Below are 18,541 nucleotides of genomic sequence, written 5' to 3'. Positions count from 1 at the left end.
AGCTGGTCGATCAAGAAGTTCGTCACCACCGCACGCCGCTACCGCACCGTGCACATCACCGCCGGCAAACAGACCCTCACCGCCGCCGACCCACTACCCGACGACCTGCAGAAAGTCGTCACCGCAATCCGCGGAGCGCACTAAATTGGCCGAACTCAGGTTTGTGCTCGGTGTCTCCTCGGGTGCCTCGACCGGTGCGGTGTCGGTGGCGGTGCTCGGTGTCGGCGGTGGCGTGCTGTCGTTGTCCACGGGCGCGTTCGTTGGTGCGGTGGTGGCGTTCGTCGCGGTCGTCGCGCTGGCTGCTGGTGCGGGTGGCGGAACCGCGAAGGTCATCCTCGCGGGAGTTGCCGGGACACAGTTGTTCTCCGCGCTGACCTCCTTCATCGTGATGTCGTCGGCCGATGCCGAGCAGACCCGCGGTGTCTTGTTCTGGCTGCTCGGTTCACTCAGCGGCGCCGACTGGTCCGATGTCGTGCTCTGCGGGGTCGTCACACTGTTCGGGATCGTCGTGTGTCTGGCGGTGGCGTCGTCGCTGGACGCGTTCACCTTCGGTAACTCCGCGGCGGCCTCGCTGGGTGTGTCGGTCCGTCGGGTCCGGATCCTGCTGCTGACGGTGACCGCCCTGATCACCGCTGCGCTGGTGAGTGCGGCCGGCGCCATCGGGTTCGTCGGGCTGGTCCTGCCGCACGCGGCGCGCTTGTTGGTGGGCCCGCGGCATGGGCGGTTGTTGCCGGTGACGGCGCTGATCGGTGCGATCTTCATGGTGTGGGTCGACGCGGTTGCCCGGACGCTGTTCGCCCCGCAGGAGATCCCGGTCGGTGTGGTGACCGCGTTGGTCGGGGTGCCTGCGTTCGCCGTCATCCTGTTTCGGATGCGGGGTATCCCGTGACCGATCGTGGTCGAAGGATCGGCTGATGCCTCTGCACGCCAAACACATCGGGTGGAGCAGGGGCGGACACCTCGTGCTCGACGGGGTGACCGTCGAGCCGTGTGCCGGCGAGACCATCGGACTTCTCGGTCCGAACGGCTCGGGGAAATCCTCACTTCTCAGTGTCTTGTCCGGCGTCTACCGGCCGGATTCGGGTCACGTGTTCTTGGATGACACCGACATCGGTTCACTTCGCCGGCGGCAGATCGCCCGGCGCGTGGCGACCGTCGAGCAGCAGGTCGACACCGAGGTGGACATCCGGGTCGGCGATGTCGTCGGCCTGGGCCGGATCCCGCATCGGGGCACCTTCGGCGGTGATGATGCTGCCGACGCCGCCGCCATCGAGCAGGCGCTGCGGCACACCGGCATGCTCGAGCATCGACATCGCCGCTGGCACACACTGTCCGGCGGCGAACGCCAACGCGTGCAGATCGCCCGCGCACTGGCTCAGCAACCCGACGAACTACTCCTCGACGAGCCGACGAATCATCTCGACATCTCTCACCAACTCGAGTTGCTGGCGCTGGTCTCCGAATTGCCGATGACCAGCTACATCGCCCTGCACGACCTGAACCTGGCGGCGATGTTCTGCGATCGCGTGGTCGTACTGGCCCGCGGAACGATCATCGCGCTGGGAACCCCCGCCGAAGTGATCACCGAGGAACTCGTCGAACACGTCTACTCGGTTCGAACCCAGATCACCGTCGACAACGACATCCCGCAGATCAACTACCGACGATCGGTCAGGACCCGGATTGCCGGGTCACGACCGCGTCATTGACGCAACGACTGCAGGCCTGCGGCGAGCTTCTCCACGGCATCCACCTCACGGATGCCGGGGTCGAGTTCGCAACCGGTCAGCACCACGTATCGCTGATTCCGGACGGCATCGAGCCGGCGGCTCAACGGGTTCGACGCCAGGAACGCCTTTTTCGTGTACAGCGAATCGCCCTCGATGCGTTTGCGACTGAGGTCACCGAGGACGAGCACATACGGGTCCCGGGTCGGCGACCGATTCCCAGTTCACCTCCGGCCAATCTTTTTGGCGTCGGCGAACACATTGGTGATACCGGTCTCGGTCGCGCACAGCCCGGGCGCCGAACAGCAACCCGCCATGTACGGGGTGTCAATACCCGAGAACCAGAACGCGACTGTCGGAGAACGGCCGTCGGGCACAGCGTCGGTAGCCGCAGTGGTGGCCTTGGCCATCCGATCGTGCAACTCGGGTACGCCTGAGGCGCCGCGATCACGAACGTCGAAGATGGCGGCGACTTCCGGGGCTCGCGGCATACGTGTCGATCGTCAGCGACGCGTTACGGTCTCACCCTCGAACGGTTGCATCCACCCACACCGGTCACCTTGTTCCTGGGCGTGTATGTGGCCGGTCTTGCGCCGGCGCTGGTGATCGCGGGCCGCCGTGTCCGATCACGTGGGGTGCCGACTGTCGATGGTGGCCGCGGTCGCGTTCGGTGTCCTGTCGCCTGCGACTTGTCGTCGAAGGACTGCTGGCGCCAATGATGGTGCGACTGCGTGTGACCTGTCTACGGTATCGACGCGATGGACTGTGGCCCATTGCGTTTCATCGCTTGTGGTCTGTCTTGCGGATATCAGCCGGTGTTGATGGCCGGCGCCGCCGCCGGACTCGGTTTGGCCCATGCGACGCTGCTCAGCGTGGTCGCGCTGGGAACCGGTCCGCTCATCCAACCTGTGGCGTGCAGAATCGACTCGCATTCCAGCGCTTGAGGGATCATTGTTGCTCTGGTTGCGCTGCTCGCAGGTCTTACCGTCCTGATCGTCGCCGTGTCGACCGTGAACCTGGTGGCGAGCGTCATGCTCGGATGTGGACGTTGGTATCGGCCCGGTCCCCGGGCACATGGAAGTGCTACAGATCGCGCCTGCCCACGGACCTGCGAAGCTGACCGGCGTGCTCTGCGCGGTGGCCGATACAGGATTTGCCGCACCGACACTCTTCGCCGTGCCGCGCCGCCTTTTGCCACCGTCGGGTTGCTGACCGGCTGGGTGAGTCACGTCCGACGGCAGGGTCTGGCGGTGATCGTCTGCATCCTGATCTGGGGAGTGGCGATCGTCGTCGCCGGAGCGGTGTTGTTCTTCGCTCACGGCACGGCCTTGCCCGTCCTGCCGGTCGTGGTCGTCGCGCTGATGGTCGGTGGCGCCGCCGACATGGCCTCGGCAGCGTTCCGGCAGACGATGCTGCAGGCGGCGAGATCGTGGTCATCGTCCTGACCATCGTTGCCGCGCTGGCGATCCCGGCGTTCGTACAGTACCGCGCGGGCCGCCTCGCCTGCCCCTGCGATCGCCTGATCAGCGGAATCGTGGATTCGATGCCACTATGGGTGCCATGAGCGCGGTAGTCGACAACCCGGCGGGGACCTTCATGGTGCCGATCATCGACATCAGTCCGTACACCGGAACCGGCAGTCCGGCCGATCGTGCGGCCGTCGCGGCACAGATCGACGACGCGGCGAGTTCGGTGGGGTTCATCCAGATCGTCGGACACGAGATCCCGTCTGCCGTCCTCGACGAGTTCACCGCTGTCCTCGACGACTTCTTCGCACTCCCGCTCGACGAGAAGAAGGCCTACCGCACACCTCCGGAGATCAACCGCGGATACGCACCGCCGAAGTCGGAATCGCTGTCACTGAGCCTCGGCGTCGAGCCGGCCGACCGGATGAACGACTTCTTCGAGGCGTTCAACGTCGGCGTCGAGGCGCAGGACTATCCGGAACTCGACCTCCCCGACGATCAGTACGCTGCCAACACCTGGCCCTCCGTCGATCACTTCGAGGCCGCCGTGTCGGCCTACTTCGCCGAAGCGTCCCGGGTCGCGCACACACTGACCCGGATTTTCGCCGACGCCCTCGATCTCCCCGCAGACTTCTTCGACGGCTACACCGATCACTCGCTCGACGTACTCCGGATGAACAACTACGCGTTGCCGCCCGGCCAGATCGAACTCGACGGCGAGCTCACCGGCATGGGCGAGCACACCGACTACGGCATCGTCACCGTGCTGTGGGCCGATCAAGTCCGCGGTCTCCAGGTGCTCGATCGCGACGGCGACTGGCACGACGTGGAACCCGCCGACGGCGCGCTGCTAATCAATCTCGGTGATCTGATGGCGCGCTGGACCAACGAACGCTGGATGTCGACGCTGCATCGCGTCAAGCCGCCGGTGATCGACGGCACCATCGAGCGTCGTCGCTCGGCGGCGTTCTTCCACGACGGCAACATCGATGCGACGATCTCGACGCTACCGTCCTGCGTCGGAGCGGGAAGTCGGTACTCGCCGATCACCGTCGGCGAGCACATCGGTGCCAAGCTCGCGGGATCACGTGCCGGACAGTCCAATCCGTATGCCCGCCGGGAGGCGCAACGGGTGCGCGAGGCCATGCGACGAGGTCTCGGCCAGCAGTAGCGCCCTCAGCTCTCGCTGACGCGTCCCGGGTAGGTGGCGCGGCGGGCCGCATGGACCGGGCAGTAGTGCATCGGATTGTCGCGCTCGGCCTCGGGCGGCAGGTTGCGCGTCGGTGTGTGGACGAGCGGGGCGTCGGCCGCGGTGCGGCCCGACACGCGATCCCAGGCGTCGCGCGGGCGTGGATGCCGACGGAGACGCGCAGGCAGCAGACGATGCATCACCAGGTTGATCGTCTTCCCGAGCAACCGGAAGCGTCGTTCGTCCTTCTCGGTCCATGGCAGGCTCAGCATCTCGCGGACCGGTTCATCGTAGAAGCCGGTGGTGAGCCAGGTGAAGAAGCGCTGATTCGTCGGCGCCATGTAGCGGAACCAGATGCGATCCGGGATCAGCCGGAGGAACGGCGGCGGTGGGAGCTGTCCGATGTCGAGGACCGTCCGAACTGCCGGGTGATCGCGGAGTTCGTTGCGGCACATGTGGTCCCAGTAGGCCAGGAAGTCCTCGTAGGTGTCCGGGACCGGACGCATCGACACGCCGTACATGGCGTACCAAGCCTTCGACTCCTCGAAGAGTTGCCGCTTCTGATCCTCGCTGAGCCACGGCCCGAATCGTTCGCACAGCCGGACGTTTCCGTACCAGAAGGTGGCATGTGCCCAGTAGAAGACGTCGGGGTCGAGGGCGTGATAGCGCGACCCGTCCTCCATCCGTCCCTTGATGTCGCGGTGGTAGTCCCGGACCTCGTGGCCGGTGGTGGGGCCGTCGGCCGGGACCGGATCGAAGACGACGCCGCTGATCGGGTACAGCGACCGCATGAGTCGCTGCCAGCGCTCGCCGAAGAAGTCGGAGTGTTCCCACACCGCTGCGCCGAGTTTCGGGTGCATGTTCTGCATCGAGCCGGCCCAGAGTCCCTGGAACATGCCCGTCCAGGTGCCCCAGATCTGCCAGGTGAGCGAGTCGGGGCCGAGTGGTGCGTAGTCCTCGGGCCGCCTGACCGTCGGTGCGGGAGCCGACGAGTTGGCGGGCGTCGTCAGTACCTCGGTCATGAGACGAAAGTCTAGGATCGTCTCAGGGCGCTGTCAACGACGCGGGCTCACCGTCGGCGGAACCGGAGCCGATCGCCGGCGACGAGCTGCGCCGCCCGGTCGATCGCCGACGGGGTGAGGACGGCGACGACCGGATAGCCGCCCGTCACCGGGTGATCGGCGAGGAACAGGACGGGTCGTCCGCTCGGCGGGATCTGTACGGCGCCGTGGGGTACCCCCTCCGACGCCAGTTCGGCGGCGTCCTCGCGGTGCACTACGAGCGGATCGTCGGAGTCGGCAGGACGGTCGATGCGCACACCGACCCGGTTGCTGTCGACGCCGACCTCCCAGACTCCGCGGATGAGATCGGCCGGTGAGCGCACGTGGTCGCGACGGGGGCCGTCGGCGATCTCCAGGTCGACGACATCCGGCGACTCATGGGCGATCGGTGCCGACGATGTCGCCGGCCAATCGAGAGCCGTTGCCCCGATCGGCAATTCGGTGCCTGCCGTCAGGGGCGCCGGCCCCAGGCCCGAGAGGGTGTCGGTGGCGCGTGAGCCGAGCACCTCCGCGACGTCGATCCCGCCTCGGACGGCGAGATAGTTGCGGCAGCCGCGGACGGGTGTGCCGACGCTCAGTTCGGCTCCCGCGCCCAGCGGCACCGCGGCATCGACGCCGACCGGCACGTCGTCGACGCGGACCGCGGTCTGGGCGCCGGTGACCGCGACGAGGAGATCGCCGCGCGCCCGGATGCAGAGGCGGCCCAACGTCGTCTCCACCACGGCCGCCGATTCGGCGTTGCCGACGAGGCGGTTGGCGAGGGTCAGCGACGAACGGTCGGCGCCGCCGGCGGCCGGAACGCCGAGGTGCGCGTATCCGCCGCGCCCGAGATCCTGCACGGTGGCGAACGGGCCGGGATCGACGATGAGGAGCGACTTCGTCACGGAGTCGACCCGGCGTCGTCGGCGGGTACGAAGCGAACCGTCCTGCCGGGCTCGAGAAGTGCTGGGGGAGTGTAGTTCTCATCCCACATCGGAGCGGTGGTGTGGCCGATCAGATGCCACCCGCCGGGACTCTCGCGCGGATAGACGGCGCTGTAACCGGCCGCGACGGCGACCGCTCCGGCGGGCACCGCGGTGCGGGATTCGTCGCGTCGCGGGACCCGCGCCCAGCGGTTCTCCGGATCCTCCTGTGCCACCAGATAACCGAAGCCCGGGGCGAATCCCATGAACTGCACCTGCCAGCGGGCGTCCCGGTGGAGCGCGACGACCTCGTCGACGCCGAGTCCGAGCGTCCGGGCGACGTCGTCGAGATCCGGTCCGTCATAGATGACGGGGATCCGGATCTCGTCGGACCGCGCATCCGACTGTGCCGCACCGTCTCGCGCGCCGCGCAGTGCCCGATGCACCCCCAGGACGTCGATACCCGCTCCGCGGTCGGCCTGGACGAGCACCGTGTGCGCGCTGGGGATCACGTCCGTCGCGCGCAGCATGTCCGAGCCGATCGCGCGGCGGATCGCCGCCGTCGCCCGCCCGACCGCCGCCGACGGCTCCGGGTCATCGGCGAAATCGAGCACGACCGCATCGGGTCCGGCGGGCAACTCTCGCATGTCCTCAACTTAGGTCATGCGTGCGGGTCCGGATGGCAGGATGACACCGGAGCGAGCAGGAGGTGCGATGCGCGAGATCGTGGTCTGTGGAGAAGCGCTGGTCGACGTCGTGCAGGCGTCGTCGGCGCCGGCGTATCCGGGTCGGCTGCCGGCACTCCAGCCGGCGCTGGGCGGCGGACCGTTCAACGTCGCGGTGACCCTGGGACGACTCGGCAGCGCGGTGTCGCTGTGTTCGGCGGTGTCCACCGACACCTACGGTGACGCGATCATCGCCGCACTCCAGGCCGGTGGGGTCGGAACCGGTCTCGTGCAGCGGCGCCCCGAGCCCACATCGCTCGCGCTCGCGACCATCGGTGACAACGGTGCGGCGCAGTATTCGTTCTACGTGGATGGGACCGCGGATCGTCTCGTCGAGATCACCGAGACCTTTCCGTCGACGGTGGCGGCGGTGTGCTTCGGGACGCTGTCGATGGTGCTCGAACCCGGTGCGTCGGTGTACGAATCGGTGTTGCGGCGCAGCCACGACGAGGGACGGCTGGTCGTCGTGGATCCGAACATCCGGCCGGCGGTGATCGACGACCCCGACGCCTACCGTCGCCGGTTCTCCTCATGGATGGACGCGGTCGATCTGGTGAAGCTCTCCGACGAGGACGCCGCGTGGCTCGGCGCCGGCCCGGATGGCTCCGGCGCGGCCGCGTGGCTGGCGTCCGGGGTCAGCGCCGTCATCACCACGGCGGGCGCTGACGGGATCACCGTCACGACCCGGGGCGGGACGATCACTGCGCCGGCGCCGAAAGCGCAGGTCGCAGACACCATCGGGGCCGGGGACTCGGTGGTCGGAGGAGTGCTGCGACACCTCGATCGCATCGGCGCGCTGTCGTCGAAAGCGGTCGCTGCGCTGACTCTCGAGCAGTGGCGTGCGACCGCGGAATTCGCAGGTCAGGTCGCCGCGATCACGGTCTCGCGCCCCGGCGCCGACCCTCCGTGGGCGAGCGAGCTGGCAAGCGACTAGGTTGATACCAACAGCATCCTTACCCGGATCTGCGTAGTGCAAGCTCTCACCTGAGTAAAGGGGTTCGTGTGTCCGCTGAAACAGTCCCAGCTGACCAGGCGTCCGATACGGCATCAGCGACGTTCACCTACCCCGGTGGCCGGCTGGAGCTCCCGATCCTGAAGGCCACCGAAGGCAACGATTCCGTCGGTCTGGGCAAGTTCCTGGCCGAGACGGGACTGACGACCTTCGACAGTGGGTTCGTCAACACGGCGTCGACCAAGTCGGCGATCACCTATATCGACGGCGACGCGGGCATCCTGCGCTACCGCGGTATCCCCATCGATCAGCTGGCCGAGAAGTCGACCTTCATCGAGGTCAGCTATCTGCTCATCTACGGCGAGCTGCCGACGCCGAGTCAGCTCGAGGATTTCACCGACAAGATCCGTCGGCACACGCTGCTGCACGAGGACCTGAAGCGCTTCTTCGATGGCTTCCCGCGCAACGCCCACCCGATGCCGGTCCTCTCGAGCGCGGTGAATGCACTCTCCGCCTACTACCAGGACTCGCTCGATCCCAAGGATCCGGAGCAGGTCGAACTGTCGACGATCCGACTTCTGGCGAAGTTGCCCACAATCGCGGCCTACGCCTACAAGAAGTCGGCCGGTCAGCCGTTCCTCTACCCGGACAACTCGCTGAGCCTGGTGGAGAACTTCCTGCGGATGACATTCGGGTTCCCGGCCGAGCCGTACGAGGTCGATCCCGAGGTCGCCAAGGCCCTTGACATGCTCTTCATCCTGCATGCCGACCACGAGCAGAACTGCTCCACCTCGACCGTGCGACTGGTCGGTTCGTCGCAGGCCAATCTGTTCACCTCGATCTCGGGTGGCATCAACGCGCTCTGGGGCCCGCTGCACGGTGGCGCCAACCAGGCGGTGCTCGAGATGCTCGAGGAGATCCGTGCGTCCGGTGGCGACACCCAGGCTTTCATGAACAAGGTCAAGAACAAAGAGGCCGGGGTGAAGCTCATGGGCTTCGGTCACCGCGTCTACAAGAACTACGACCCACGTGCCGCGATCGTGAAGAAGACCGCGGACTCGATCCTGGAATCCCTTGGCGTGCAGGACGATCTGCTCGACATCGCGAAGGGCCTCGAAGAGGTGGCGCTGTCCGACGACTACTTCATCGAGCGCAAGCTCTACCCGAACGTGGACTTCTACACGGGCGTCATCTACCGTGCGATGGGCTTCCCGACGCGGATGTTCACCGTGCTGTTCGCCCTCGGCCGGCTGCCCGGCTGGATCGCGCACTGGCGCGAGATGCACGAGGACCCGTCCGGCAAGATCGGTCGTCCGCGCCAGCTGTACACCGGATACACCGAGCGCGACTATGTCGCGATGGGGCAGCGCTGAGCGTTCGGGAGCCGATCTCGGCCCAGTGGCCGAGACGTCCGAAGAGAAACTGATCCGACGACTCAAAGGAGAGTCCCGTTGACCAGCGCTGAAAAGCCCGAAGTCGAATTCCCCGAAGGCCCGGCCCCCGTAGAACTGCAGATCAAGGATCTCATCGTCGGTGACGGCGCCGAGGCCCAGCGCGGCGGTGTGGTGGACGTGCACTACGTCGGTGTGGAGTACGAGACCGGCGAGGAGTTCGACTCGTCCTGGGATCGCGGCCAGTCCGCCAACTTCCCGCTCGATCGGCTGATCCCCGGCTGGCAGGAGGGCATCCCCGGCATGCAGGTCGGCGGTCGCCGCCAGCTGACCGTCCCGCCGCAGCTCGCCTACGGCCCGGCTGGTGCCGGACATCGGCTGTCCGGCAAGACCCTCGTGTTCGTCATCGACCTGCTGGGCGTGGGATAGCCACGAGCTCGACATCGATCCTCTGGCTCCGGCGCGACCTGCGCCTGGGCGATCTGCCGCCGGTCATCGCGGCGCAAGAAGCAGCGGACGATGTGCTGGTCTGCTTCGTCGTGGACCCACGACTGGAGAAGTCGTCGGGTCCACGACGTCTGAGTTTCCTGTTCGATTCGCTACGCGATCTCGACAACTCACTGTCGGGCCGACTCTTGGTCGTGCGCGGGCGTCCCGAGAAGGAGATCCCGCGGCTCGCCGACGCCGTCGACGCGACCAGTGTGCATGTGACCGAGGACTTCTCGCCGTTCGGCCGGCGACGCGACGACGCGGTGGCCGAGGCCCTCGGTGAGGTGGACCTGGAGGCCGTCGGCTCGCCGTACCTGGTGTCGCCGGGTCGGGTGACGAAGAACGACGGCGAGCCCTACAAGGTCTTCACCCCCTACTTCAATCAATGGCGTGAGCACGGTTGGCGGGCGCCCGCATCGTCGTCGCTGTCGACGTCGGACACGGTCGATCCCAGCGACATCACCCGCTCGGGTCGCATCACGATCCCGGCCGCACCCGCCGAACTCGACCATCCCGCAGGCGAATCCGCCGCCACTCAGCGATGGCGCGAGTTCCTCGACGACGATCTCGCCGGTTACGACTCCGACCGGGATCGGCCGGATCTCGATGCGAGCAGCCGGATGTCGGCGTATCTGAAGTTCGGCAACATCCATCCGCGCACCATGGCCGCCGATCTGGGCCGTTCGAACGGCGCGAAGTCCTATCTCCGCGAACTCGCCTTCCGTGACTTCTACGCCGCGGTCCTCTATCACTGGCCGGACAGCGCGTGGCACAACTGGAATCGCCAGTTCGATGACATCGAACTCGACACCGACAAGGACGCCTACCGCCGTCTCGATGCGTGGAAGGAAGGCCGTACGGGATTCCCGATCGTGGACGCTGGGATGCGCCAGCTTGCCGAGTCGGGTTTCATGCACAACCGGGTCCGGATGATCACCGCGTCCTTCCTCGTCAAGGACCTGCACCTGCCGTGGTGGTGGGGTGCGCAGTGGTTCCTCGAGCAGCTGACCGACGGCGACATGGCGTCGAATCAGCATGGCTGGCAATGGGCCGCCGGCACGGGAACCGATGCGGCGCCGTACTTTCGGGTGTTCAACCCGGACACCCAGTGCAAGAAGTTCGATCCCGACGGCGAGTACGTCCGGTGCTGGGTGCCCGAGATCGACACCGACGACTACCCCGACCCGATCGTCGACCACAAGGCCGAGCGCGAGGAAGCGCTGCGCCGGTTCCGTCAGATCTGACCGTGTCCGTGTGGTCAGGCCGACGTCGTGATCGCCTCTGCCGAACCGTTTGCCGCGAACATCCTCGGCGCCGCGGGGACTGATTCCCTGCCCGGGCGTATCGGACGGTGGCGGGCCTTTCATCTGGCGGTGTCCGGTGCCGCTATCGGGGCGGACTCCGCCGTGGCGTGGGGACTCGCCGATGAAGTCGCCGATGTCCACGACTCTGAGGTCACCGCGCCAGGGACAGCGCCTCACCCCATTTGATCCGGGTCCCGGTGCGCAGGATGGACCGCTGGTAGATCCGCGAGGCGAACCAGGTGGCGGCCGCGCACGCCAGGATCATCAGCACGAACGTGACGATCACCTGAACGGTCGAGGTGTCGCCGGTGGCGATCCGGATCGGCATCAGCGCGGCGCTGAACGGCGGAATCCAGGTCAGCACCTGGATGAGAGTGGAGTCGAGAGCCTGGATACCGAAGATACCCGAGTACATGACGGCCATCGCCAGGATGGTGAGCGGCGCGGAGCTCGCGTTGAGTTCCTCCTGCCGGGACACCAGCGCCCCCGTTGCCGCGTACAACGTGGCGAAGAACAGGAACCCGAGGATGAACCACGCGATCACCGCGGCGAACATCCCGATCGCCGTCCCCTGGACGGTCAACAGACCGGTGATCTTTCCCGCGATCAGCGCCGTGGCACCCAGCAGCAGCACCTGGGCCATGGCGATCGCGCCGATGCCGATGATCTTGCCCCACAGCAGATGAAGCGGTTTGATGGTGGCCAACAGCAATTCGACCACGCGCGAGGTCTTCTCCTCGACGACACCGACGGCGACCATCGAGCCGCCCATCATGATCGCAGTGATCAGCAGGATGGTGCCGACGAGTGCGATGACGATGCGTTGTCCCTCATCGGGTTTGTCCGGCGTCGTCTGTTCGACGGTGATCGTTGCGCGCGGGAGCGAGGCGGCGTCGACTCCACGCTCGGCCAGGGCACGGCTCAACCCGACCTGCTCGACCGAGGACCGCAGGATCCCGTCGAGCGTGGGGTTCAATCCGCTCTTCGAGATGGCGACGAACTGTCCGGTCGACGATCCCGCGACCAGAGCGGCGTCGAGGTCGCCGTCGGCGACCTTGCTGCGCGCCTCGTCGGCCGACGCCACCGTGACCACGTCGACCGACGTGCCCGTGGCCGAGCCGAACTCCTCGATCGTCGACGAGAGGGTCGCGTCCTGTCCGACGACGCCGACCCGATCGGCGTCGTCGCCGCCGCTGAACGCCGACCAGACGACGGCGCCGACGATGATCACCACCATCAGCAGGCCGGTACTGATGAGGAAGGAGCGGGTCTTCGCGCGGGTGACGATCTCACGTTCGGCGATCAGCCAGATCGCTTGGGCGGCACCGGCACCCGCCGCGTGATCGGATGGCATGCGGGGTGTCGGGTTCGGGGAGCTCATGCGGAGACCACCTCTCGGAACAGTTCGGTCAGGGACGGTGTCGACGTGGCGAAGCGGTGCACCGGGCCGGATCGCATCGCCGCCGCGAGGATGGTCTGGTCGTCGGCGGTGGCGGGGTCGATCCGCAGCGTGGTCAGGTCCGAGTCGACGGCGTAATCCGCCGACACGATCCCGGGAAGGCCGTCGGCCCAGCGCGTGTGGGTCGGGGGACCGACGACCTCGAGGGTGACGCCCTCGCGCGCCCGGAGGTCGTCGACGCGTCCGAGCGCGCGCATCTGTCCCCGCGCGACGATCCCGACGCGGTCACACAGGCGCTGCACCAGATCCAGCTGATGCGACGAGAACACGACGGGGATGCCCTCGGCCGCCTTTTCTTTCAGCACATCACTCATCACGTCGACGGCGACCGGGTCGAGGCCGGAGAACGGCTCGTCGAGGACGAGCACCTGCGGATCATGGATCAGCGCGGCCGCGAGCTGGACGCGCTGCTGGTTGCCGAGGCTGAGATCGGCGACGTCGTCGTCGATGCGATGGTCCACACCGAGTCGGGTCGTCCACCGTTGCATGCTGTCCCGAGCCGCCTCCGACGACATGCCGTGCAGCCGAGCGAGGAAGATCAGCTGTTCGCCCACCTTCATCTTCGGGTACAGGCCACGTTCCTCGGGCATGTAGCCGATGTTGCGTCGGGTCTGCAGATCGATCGGACGATCTCCGAGCGCGACCCGCCCGGCATCCGCGGCGAGGACGCCGAGGACGATCCGCATCGTCGTCGACTTGCCGGCCCCATTGCTTCCGACGAACCCGAACAGCTCGCCGGGTGCGACCTGGAACGTCATGTCCTGCAGCGCTATCAGATCGCCGTATCTCTTGTGCAATCCGTCGACGATCAACGGGTCGTTCATCGGTGACTCCGTCCTGTATCGGTGGGTTCTGTCTCCGTACCAGCGGTCGCGGTACGGTCTGTCTCCGGTGTCGGTGGCTCTGCGCCGATCAGGTCTTCGGGATCGGGATCGTTCATCCACCACGCCGTGAGCATCGTCGGCAGGACCACGGCGGCGACCACCAGGGTGATCTGCAGGATCCCGGTGCCAGAGACGAGGTCGCCGCTCACGCTGTCGCGCGATCCCAGGATCATCAGGATCGCGTACGGGATGAACATGAGTGTGTACAGCGCGAAGAATCCGATCGATCGTGCCGAATTGCGTTGCGCGAGCTGAATTTCGTCGAGCGCCGGAACCGGGGTGTCGGCAACGGAGCCGGTGACGACGCGCAGCGCGTACTGGACTGCAAGGGAGCCGACCAGGCCGAGGATGAACGGTACGACGAACCACGGTGTGCCGAAGGCCATTCCAGCACCGATCAGGGCGACAGCAAGCGAGGCGACCTGGATGCGCACCAGCCGCCGCGCACCGCGACGGTTCCGCCAGGAGCGCAATCGGCCGGCGTGCTTCTCGTTGAAACGCAGATGGCGTTCGGCCCGCCAGTTGTCGTAGCGGCGCCACAACGCCGGCGTCGCCTCCTCCGGGATGGCCGAGTGGGGATCTCTCATCGTGCACCTCCGCGGTCAGGTTGTCGGTGGTCGGCGGTCCGGTGGTACAGCTCGACCGACATCGCGGTGAACTCGTGACGGCTGAACACCGCCTCGACCGGGAGATCGAAGACCGCGCAGATGCGGAACGCGAGATCGAGGCTGGGGTAGTTGTCGCCGCGTTCCAGGGCACCGACCGATTGGACGTTGATGCCGACCAGCTCGGCGAGCCGCGCCCTCGACATCTTCCGCTCGGCGCGCAGCACGCCGATGCGGTTGAAGATCGGGAGCTTCTCGCCCCTCCGAACAGGGCTCACCCGATTGAGTGTTGTGAAAACACAACACTTTGTCAACTGTGAGCGCGAATCGTTACATGGAGAGGAGTTCGGCGACGTTGCGGGCGGCCTCGCGCCCCGCCCGATTGGCTCCGATCGTCGACGCCGACGGCCCGTATCCCAGGAGCTGGATGCGTGGGTCCTGCGCCACGGTTGTGGCCAGGCGCCCGGTCATGGTGATGCCGCCACCGGGCGTGCGTAGCCGTAGGCGGGAGAGGTGATCGAGTGAGCTGCGGAATCCGGTGTTCCAGAAGATGACGTCGACGTCGAGGTGGTCGGTGCCCGCGCCGGCGTCGTCGGCGAGTGGGCCGGCGGGGAGCCCGCAGTCCCAGCACACCCCGGTCTCGGTGATGCGGGTGAACATCGGACGCCACGCGAGAATGCCGTCGTCGCGGGCGGCCGCGATCGTCGGCGTGAGAGCGAGGCCGGTCACCGAGACGACCGAGGTGGGCGGCAGGCCGGCGCGCACCCGTTCCTCGACCCGGGCGACCGCCCGACGACCCTTCTCCGGATCGAATGGTGTCGAGTCGAAGACAGGTTCGGTCCGCGAACACCAGAAGGTCTCGACACCCGGTGCCTCGCGGGCGATCTCGATGAGCAGCTGCACCGCCGAGATGCCGGCGCCGACCACCAGCACGCGCTGCCCGGCGAACTCGGTGGGACCCACGTAGTCGTGGGTGTGGAGCTGTCGTCCCCGAAAGTCGGTGATGCCGGGGATGTGCGGGATGAACGGGCGCTCCCACGTACCGGTGGCGTTGATGATGGTGCGCGAGGTGATGTCGCGACCGTCGCCGAGTGTCGCGACGAAACCGTCGTCGGTGTACTCGATCGTGCGCACGTTCACCGGACGCCGCACACGAAGGTCGAATTTCTCCTCGTACTTACCGAAGTACTCGGGGACCGCCGTCGCCGCGGGGAACGTGTCGCAGTCCCGGCCGAGCGCCTCGATCAGGCCGTACCCGGGCAGGTCGTGCACCCTGTTCGCCGACGCGAGGGTGAGCGTCGGCCAGCGGAACTGCCACGCGCCGCCGGGGCCGGGTGCGTGGTCGAGGAGCTGGTAGCGGTCGTCGAGGCCGAACCGATGCAGGAAGTAGGCCGCCGACAATCCGGCCTGACCACCGCCGATGACGAGGACGTCGCAGTCGGCGTCGACCTCGGGGTCGTTCGTTCTCGGGTCGGGATCTCGGGCGGCCACAGTGCCCCAGTCTGTCATCTGGGTAGGCTTCGGCACATGATTCACTCGTCTGCGAACGGTGCGGTCGTCACCGTCGAACTCGACCGGACGGACAAGCGGAACGCGCTTGACGAGGGAATGGTCAACGGACTCTCCGAGGCGTTCACCGCGGCGGTGGAGGCGCAGGCGCGCGCCATCGTGCTCACCGGGCGCGGCGCGGTGTTCTGTGCGGGTGCCGACCTGTCCGGCCCGGTGTACGACCGGACGTTCCTCGACCGGCTCATCGCGACCCTGCAGCAGATCGAGACGACGCCTGTACCGGTGATCGCCGCCCTCAACGGCTCGGCGCTGGGCGCCGGACTCCAATTGGCCATGGCTGCCGACCTGCGCGTCATGGCGCCCGATGCGCTGGCCGGGATCCCCGCGGCCAAGATCGGCGTCGCGGTGGACGAATGGACGATTCGTCGATTGGTGTCGTTGGTCGGTTCGGGGCAGGCGCGGGGCATGTTGATCGGCTGCGACACGTTGTCGGCCGATCGCGCACACACCCTCGGCTTCGCCAACCGGATCGGTGACCTCGATGATGCCCGGCACTGGGCCGCGACGATCGCCGACCTCGCGCCACTCACCTTGCAGCACTACAAGATGGTGCTCAACGGTGACGGCGCCCGCGACGAACCCGCTGCCGATCGCCTGGTCGCGATGATGCGTGCCTGGGAGAGTGAGGATCTCGCCGAGGGGCGGGCCGCGCGCGTGGAGAGGCGTGTCCCGCGGTTCACCGGCCGCTGACCCGTCGCCGAGCCGGCCCCCGGATCTCGCCGACCGGGCCCTGGATCTTCGCGGTGATCTCGATACGCCGCCTCGCCTGGCGGGTCGGTGGCTACTCGGTCAGCAGTTTGTTGGTCGAGTAGCCGCGCGAGCGTAGCGAGACCCGCTCGGCGAGATTCTGGACCCGCTCGGCGAGAATCCGGGCACGGTCGGCGGCGAAGGGGGTGCGGTCAACAACCGCCGACCCTCGGCATCGTCGACAACACCGATAAGTCGGACATTTGGGACTCCACTTACCGTGTCGCATCGCAGTTTTCACGTCCGAAACATTCCGATCAAGTGATCGAAACGACCCGTCCCTAGCTTCATCAAAGGCCTCGTCACCCCCGAAGAGGTCGATGACCTTGCGAGGGAGACGCATGTCGAAAGAGACGAGTATCGCCGACGGGGTCGGCGATATCGAGAATGCGGAGCACAGCATCATCGCGACCGGTGCGCAGGCCGCGGCGGCGCGTGAGTCGCTCGAGGACTACACACTGCGGTTCGCGCCGCGGAGCTACCGCAAGTGGGGTCCGGGAGTCGTCGCGATCTCCGCCCTCGGCGGCATCGCCTATCTCGCCGACTTCGCCATCGGCGCCAACATCGGTATCGCGAACGGCACTGGCAACGCGCTCTGGGGGATCCTGTTCTTCGCCGTGGTGATCATGCTGACCGGGTACCCGCTGTCGTACTACGCGGCCCGGTTCAACATCGACCTCGACCTGATCACTCGCGGAAGCGGATTCGGTTACTACGGGTCGGTGCTGACGAACGTCATCTTCGCCTCGTTCACCTTCATCTTCTTCGCCCTCGAGGGCTCGATCATGGCGCAGGGACTCAAACTCGGACTCAGTATCCCGTTGTGGCTGGGCTATCTGCTGTCGTCCGTGCTGATCATCCCGTTGGTCATCTATGGAATGAACACCCTCGCCAAGCTGCAGGTGTGGACGACGCCGCTGTGGCTGCTGATGATGGTGGCACCGTTCCTCTACCTCGTGATCAGGCATCCGGACGCCATCGGCGACTTCCTCTCCTTCAGCGGTGGCACGGATGGGCAAGCAGGACACGGTGTCTCGTTCGCCGGCACGATGCTGGCCGCCGGTGTCTGCCTCTCGCTGATCGCCCAGATCGCCGAGCAGATCGACTACCTCCGATTCATGCCGCCGAAGAACCCGGAGAACAGCCGCAAGTGGTGGACCGCGGTACTGACCGCCGGTCCCGGCTGGGTCATCTTCGGCGCGATCAAGCAGGTCGTGGGTTTGTTCCTGGCGGTGTATCTGATCATGAACTTCGCCGAACAGGCCGGTGTCGCCAACGAGCCGGTCCATCAGTTCCTCGCGATCTACGAAGAGTTCATGCCGCACTGGTTGGCCCTGACCTTGGCCGTCATCCTCGTGGTGATCAGCCAGGTGAAGATCAACGTCACCAACGCGTACTCGGGATCGCTGGCCTGGACGAACAGCTTCACCCGCGTCACCAAGACCTACCCGGGTCGCCTTGTGTTCCTGGTCTTCAACGTCGCCATCGCGATCGTGCTGATGGAGGCCAACATGTTCAGCTTCCTCAACGAGTTGCTGAACTTCTATGCCAACCTGGCGATCGCCTGGATCGTGACGGTCGCCTCCGACATCGCGATCAACAAGTACCTGCTGAAGATCTCCCCGAAGCAGCCCGAGTTCCGTCGCGGAATGCTCTACAACGTCAACCCCGTCGGGTTCGTGTCGGTGATCGTCTCCGGTGCCGTGTCGATCATGGTGTACTTCCACGTCTTCGGTGACGCCATCCAGCCGTACTCGCCGTTGGTGGCCCTGGGGCTTGCGTTGGTTCTCCCGCCGATCATCGCCATCGCCACCAAGGGCAAGTACTACCTGCGGCGTACCGACGACGGCATCGACATCCCGATGTACGACGAGCACGGCAACCCGACCGACGTGCGACTGACCTGCTGCGTCACCGGCATCGACTTCGAACGTCCGGACATGATCGCCTCGGCGGTACCCGGACCGAACGGGGAGAAGCAGTACATCAGTTCGCTGGCACTCTCCTGTGACAAGACCGGTGAGCACGTCCTGCCGGCCCAGCCCGCGACCTAGTCGCATGGTCCCGGGAT

At 66.6% G+C, this 18,541-nt stretch carries 18 protein-coding genes and 2 pseudogenes; 10 read left to right on the top strand and 10 right to left on the bottom strand.

The features are described 5' to 3' along the window. Positions 1–124: 124 nt before the first annotated feature. Both QSJ19_RS25260 and QSJ19_RS25255 read left to right on the top strand, forming a co-directional pair. A pseudogene (locus tag QSJ19_RS25260) lies at positions 125–889 on the top strand (FecCD family ABC transporter permease); the annotation flags it as partial. A gap of 25 nt (positions 890–914) precedes the next feature. Continuing rightward, positions 915–1,709: an ABC transporter ATP-binding protein gene (locus QSJ19_RS25255; RefSeq protein WP_286323802.1), complete on the top strand. Its 795-nt coding sequence runs from the start codon at positions 915–917 to the stop codon at positions 1,707–1,709. On the opposite strand, the gene QSJ19_RS25250 is transcribed toward QSJ19_RS25255, so the two are convergent. Beyond that, on the bottom strand, positions 1,703–1,918 hold the full coding sequence (locus QSJ19_RS25250) for a hypothetical protein (RefSeq protein ID WP_286323800.1): 216 nt from the start codon (positions 1,916–1,918) through the stop codon (positions 1,703–1,705). The genes QSJ19_RS25255 and QSJ19_RS25250 overlap by 7 nt on opposite strands. Before the next feature lie 33 nt (positions 1,919–1,951). Beyond that, positions 1,952–2,137: a hypothetical protein gene (locus QSJ19_RS25245; protein ID WP_286323799.1), complete on the bottom strand. Its 186-nt coding sequence runs from the start codon at positions 2,135–2,137 to the stop codon at positions 1,952–1,954. 792 nt (positions 2,138–2,929) lie between these two features. Between QSJ19_RS25245 and QSJ19_RS25240 the strand changes: the two are divergent. Both QSJ19_RS25240 and QSJ19_RS25235 read left to right on the top strand, forming a co-directional pair. Then, a pseudogene (locus QSJ19_RS25240) lies at positions 2,930–3,291 on the top strand (hypothetical protein); the annotation flags it as partial. Continuing rightward, positions 3,279–4,364 (top strand): isopenicillin N synthase family dioxygenase, encoded by a 1,086-nt coding sequence (locus tag QSJ19_RS25235; RefSeq protein WP_286323798.1) that lies wholly within the window; start codon positions 3,279–3,281, stop codon positions 4,362–4,364. The pseudogene QSJ19_RS25240 and the gene QSJ19_RS25235, both read left to right, overlap by 13 nt. Before the next feature lie 5 nt (positions 4,365–4,369). Here QSJ19_RS25235 and QSJ19_RS25230 read toward each other — a convergent pair whose 3' ends face one another. Genes QSJ19_RS25230 through QSJ19_RS25220 form a run of 3 tightly spaced genes read right to left on the bottom strand, consistent with a single transcriptional unit; the run spans position 4,370 to position 6,992 of the window. Next, a complete protein-coding gene (locus QSJ19_RS25230; RefSeq protein WP_286323797.1) occupies positions 4,370–5,404 on the bottom strand; it encodes an oxygenase MpaB family protein in 1,035 nt (344 codons plus the stop codon). A gap of 47 nt (positions 5,405–5,451) precedes the next feature. Continuing rightward, positions 5,452–6,327 (bottom strand): 5-oxoprolinase subunit C family protein, encoded by an 876-nt coding sequence (locus QSJ19_RS25225; RefSeq protein ID WP_286323796.1) that lies wholly within the window; start codon positions 6,325–6,327, stop codon positions 5,452–5,454. Continuing rightward, positions 6,324–6,992, bottom strand: coding sequence for a 5-oxoprolinase subunit B family protein (locus QSJ19_RS25220; RefSeq protein WP_286323795.1), 669 nt, complete (start codon positions 6,990–6,992; stop codon positions 6,324–6,326). Before QSJ19_RS25220 ends, QSJ19_RS25225 begins: the two co-directional genes overlap by 4 nt. 67 nt (positions 6,993–7,059) lie before the next feature. Here QSJ19_RS25220 and QSJ19_RS25215 point away from each other — a divergent pair, with 67 nt between their 5' ends. From QSJ19_RS25215 to QSJ19_RS25200, 4 genes are all read left to right on the top strand, one after another. Further along, positions 7,060–8,004 (top strand): carbohydrate kinase family protein, encoded by a 945-nt coding sequence (locus QSJ19_RS25215; protein ID WP_286323794.1) that lies wholly within the window; start codon positions 7,060–7,062, stop codon positions 8,002–8,004. A 68-nt stretch (positions 8,005–8,072) separates the two neighbouring features. Further along, positions 8,073–9,395, top strand: coding sequence for a citrate synthase (locus tag QSJ19_RS25210; protein WP_286323793.1), 1,323 nt, complete (start codon positions 8,073–8,075; stop codon positions 9,393–9,395). Between the two features lie 78 nt (positions 9,396–9,473). After that, positions 9,474–9,842, top strand: coding sequence for an FKBP-type peptidyl-prolyl cis-trans isomerase (locus QSJ19_RS25205; protein ID WP_286323792.1), 369 nt, complete (start codon positions 9,474–9,476; stop codon positions 9,840–9,842). A gap of 17 nt (positions 9,843–9,859) precedes the next feature. Beyond that, a complete protein-coding gene (locus tag QSJ19_RS25200) occupies positions 9,860–11,146 on the top strand; it encodes a cryptochrome/photolyase family protein (protein WP_286323803.1) in 1,287 nt (428 codons plus the stop codon). A gap of 211 nt (positions 11,147–11,357) precedes the next feature. Here QSJ19_RS25200 and QSJ19_RS25190 read toward each other — a convergent pair whose 3' ends face one another. The 5 genes from QSJ19_RS25190 to QSJ19_RS25170 are packed head-to-tail and all read right to left on the bottom strand — an operon-like array spanning position 11,358 to position 15,663. Continuing rightward, positions 11,358–12,587: an ABC transporter permease gene (locus QSJ19_RS25190; protein WP_286323791.1), complete on the bottom strand. Its 1,230-nt coding sequence runs from the start codon at positions 12,585–12,587 to the stop codon at positions 11,358–11,360. After that, positions 12,584–13,489, bottom strand: a complete 906-nt coding sequence (locus QSJ19_RS25185) for an ABC transporter ATP-binding protein (RefSeq protein WP_286323790.1) — start codon at positions 13,487–13,489, stop codon at positions 12,584–12,586. Before QSJ19_RS25185 ends, QSJ19_RS25190 begins: the two co-directional genes overlap by 4 nt. Then, entirely contained in the window at positions 13,486–14,136 is a 651-nt protein-coding gene (locus QSJ19_RS25180) for a hypothetical protein (RefSeq protein ID WP_286323789.1), read from the bottom strand. The genes QSJ19_RS25185 and QSJ19_RS25180 overlap by 4 nt, the downstream gene beginning before the upstream one ends. After that, entirely contained in the window at positions 14,133–14,432 is a 300-nt protein-coding gene (locus tag QSJ19_RS25175) for a helix-turn-helix transcriptional regulator (RefSeq protein ID WP_286323788.1), read from the bottom strand. The genes QSJ19_RS25180 and QSJ19_RS25175 overlap by 4 nt, the downstream gene beginning before the upstream one ends. Positions 14,433–14,484: 52 nt before the next feature. Next, the gene (locus QSJ19_RS25170; RefSeq protein ID WP_286323787.1) at positions 14,485–15,663 is read right to left on the bottom strand and encodes an NAD(P)-binding domain-containing protein; all 1,179 of its coding nucleotides are present in this window, start codon (positions 15,661–15,663) and stop codon (positions 14,485–14,487) included. A gap of 18 nt (positions 15,664–15,681) precedes the next feature. Between QSJ19_RS25170 and QSJ19_RS25165 the strand changes: the two genes are divergently transcribed. Both QSJ19_RS25165 and QSJ19_RS25160 read left to right on the top strand, forming a co-directional pair. Next, positions 15,682–16,413, top strand: coding sequence for an enoyl-CoA hydratase (locus QSJ19_RS25165; protein WP_286323786.1), 732 nt, complete (start codon positions 15,682–15,684; stop codon positions 16,411–16,413). 398 nt (positions 16,414–16,811) lie between these two features. Next, the gene (locus QSJ19_RS25160) at positions 16,812–18,524 is read left to right on the top strand and encodes a purine-cytosine permease family protein (protein ID WP_286323785.1); all 1,713 of its coding nucleotides are present in this window, start codon (positions 16,812–16,814) and stop codon (positions 18,522–18,524) included. Positions 18,525–18,541: the final 17 nt, after the last annotated feature.

The sequence above is a fragment of the Gordonia sp. ABSL11-1 genome (assembly GCF_030315685.1).
GTDB lineage: Bacteria > Actinomycetota > Actinomycetes > Mycobacteriales > Mycobacteriaceae > Gordonia.
Note: the sequence above shows the minus strand (reverse complement) of the source record. Positions and strands in the feature narration are given on the sequence as shown.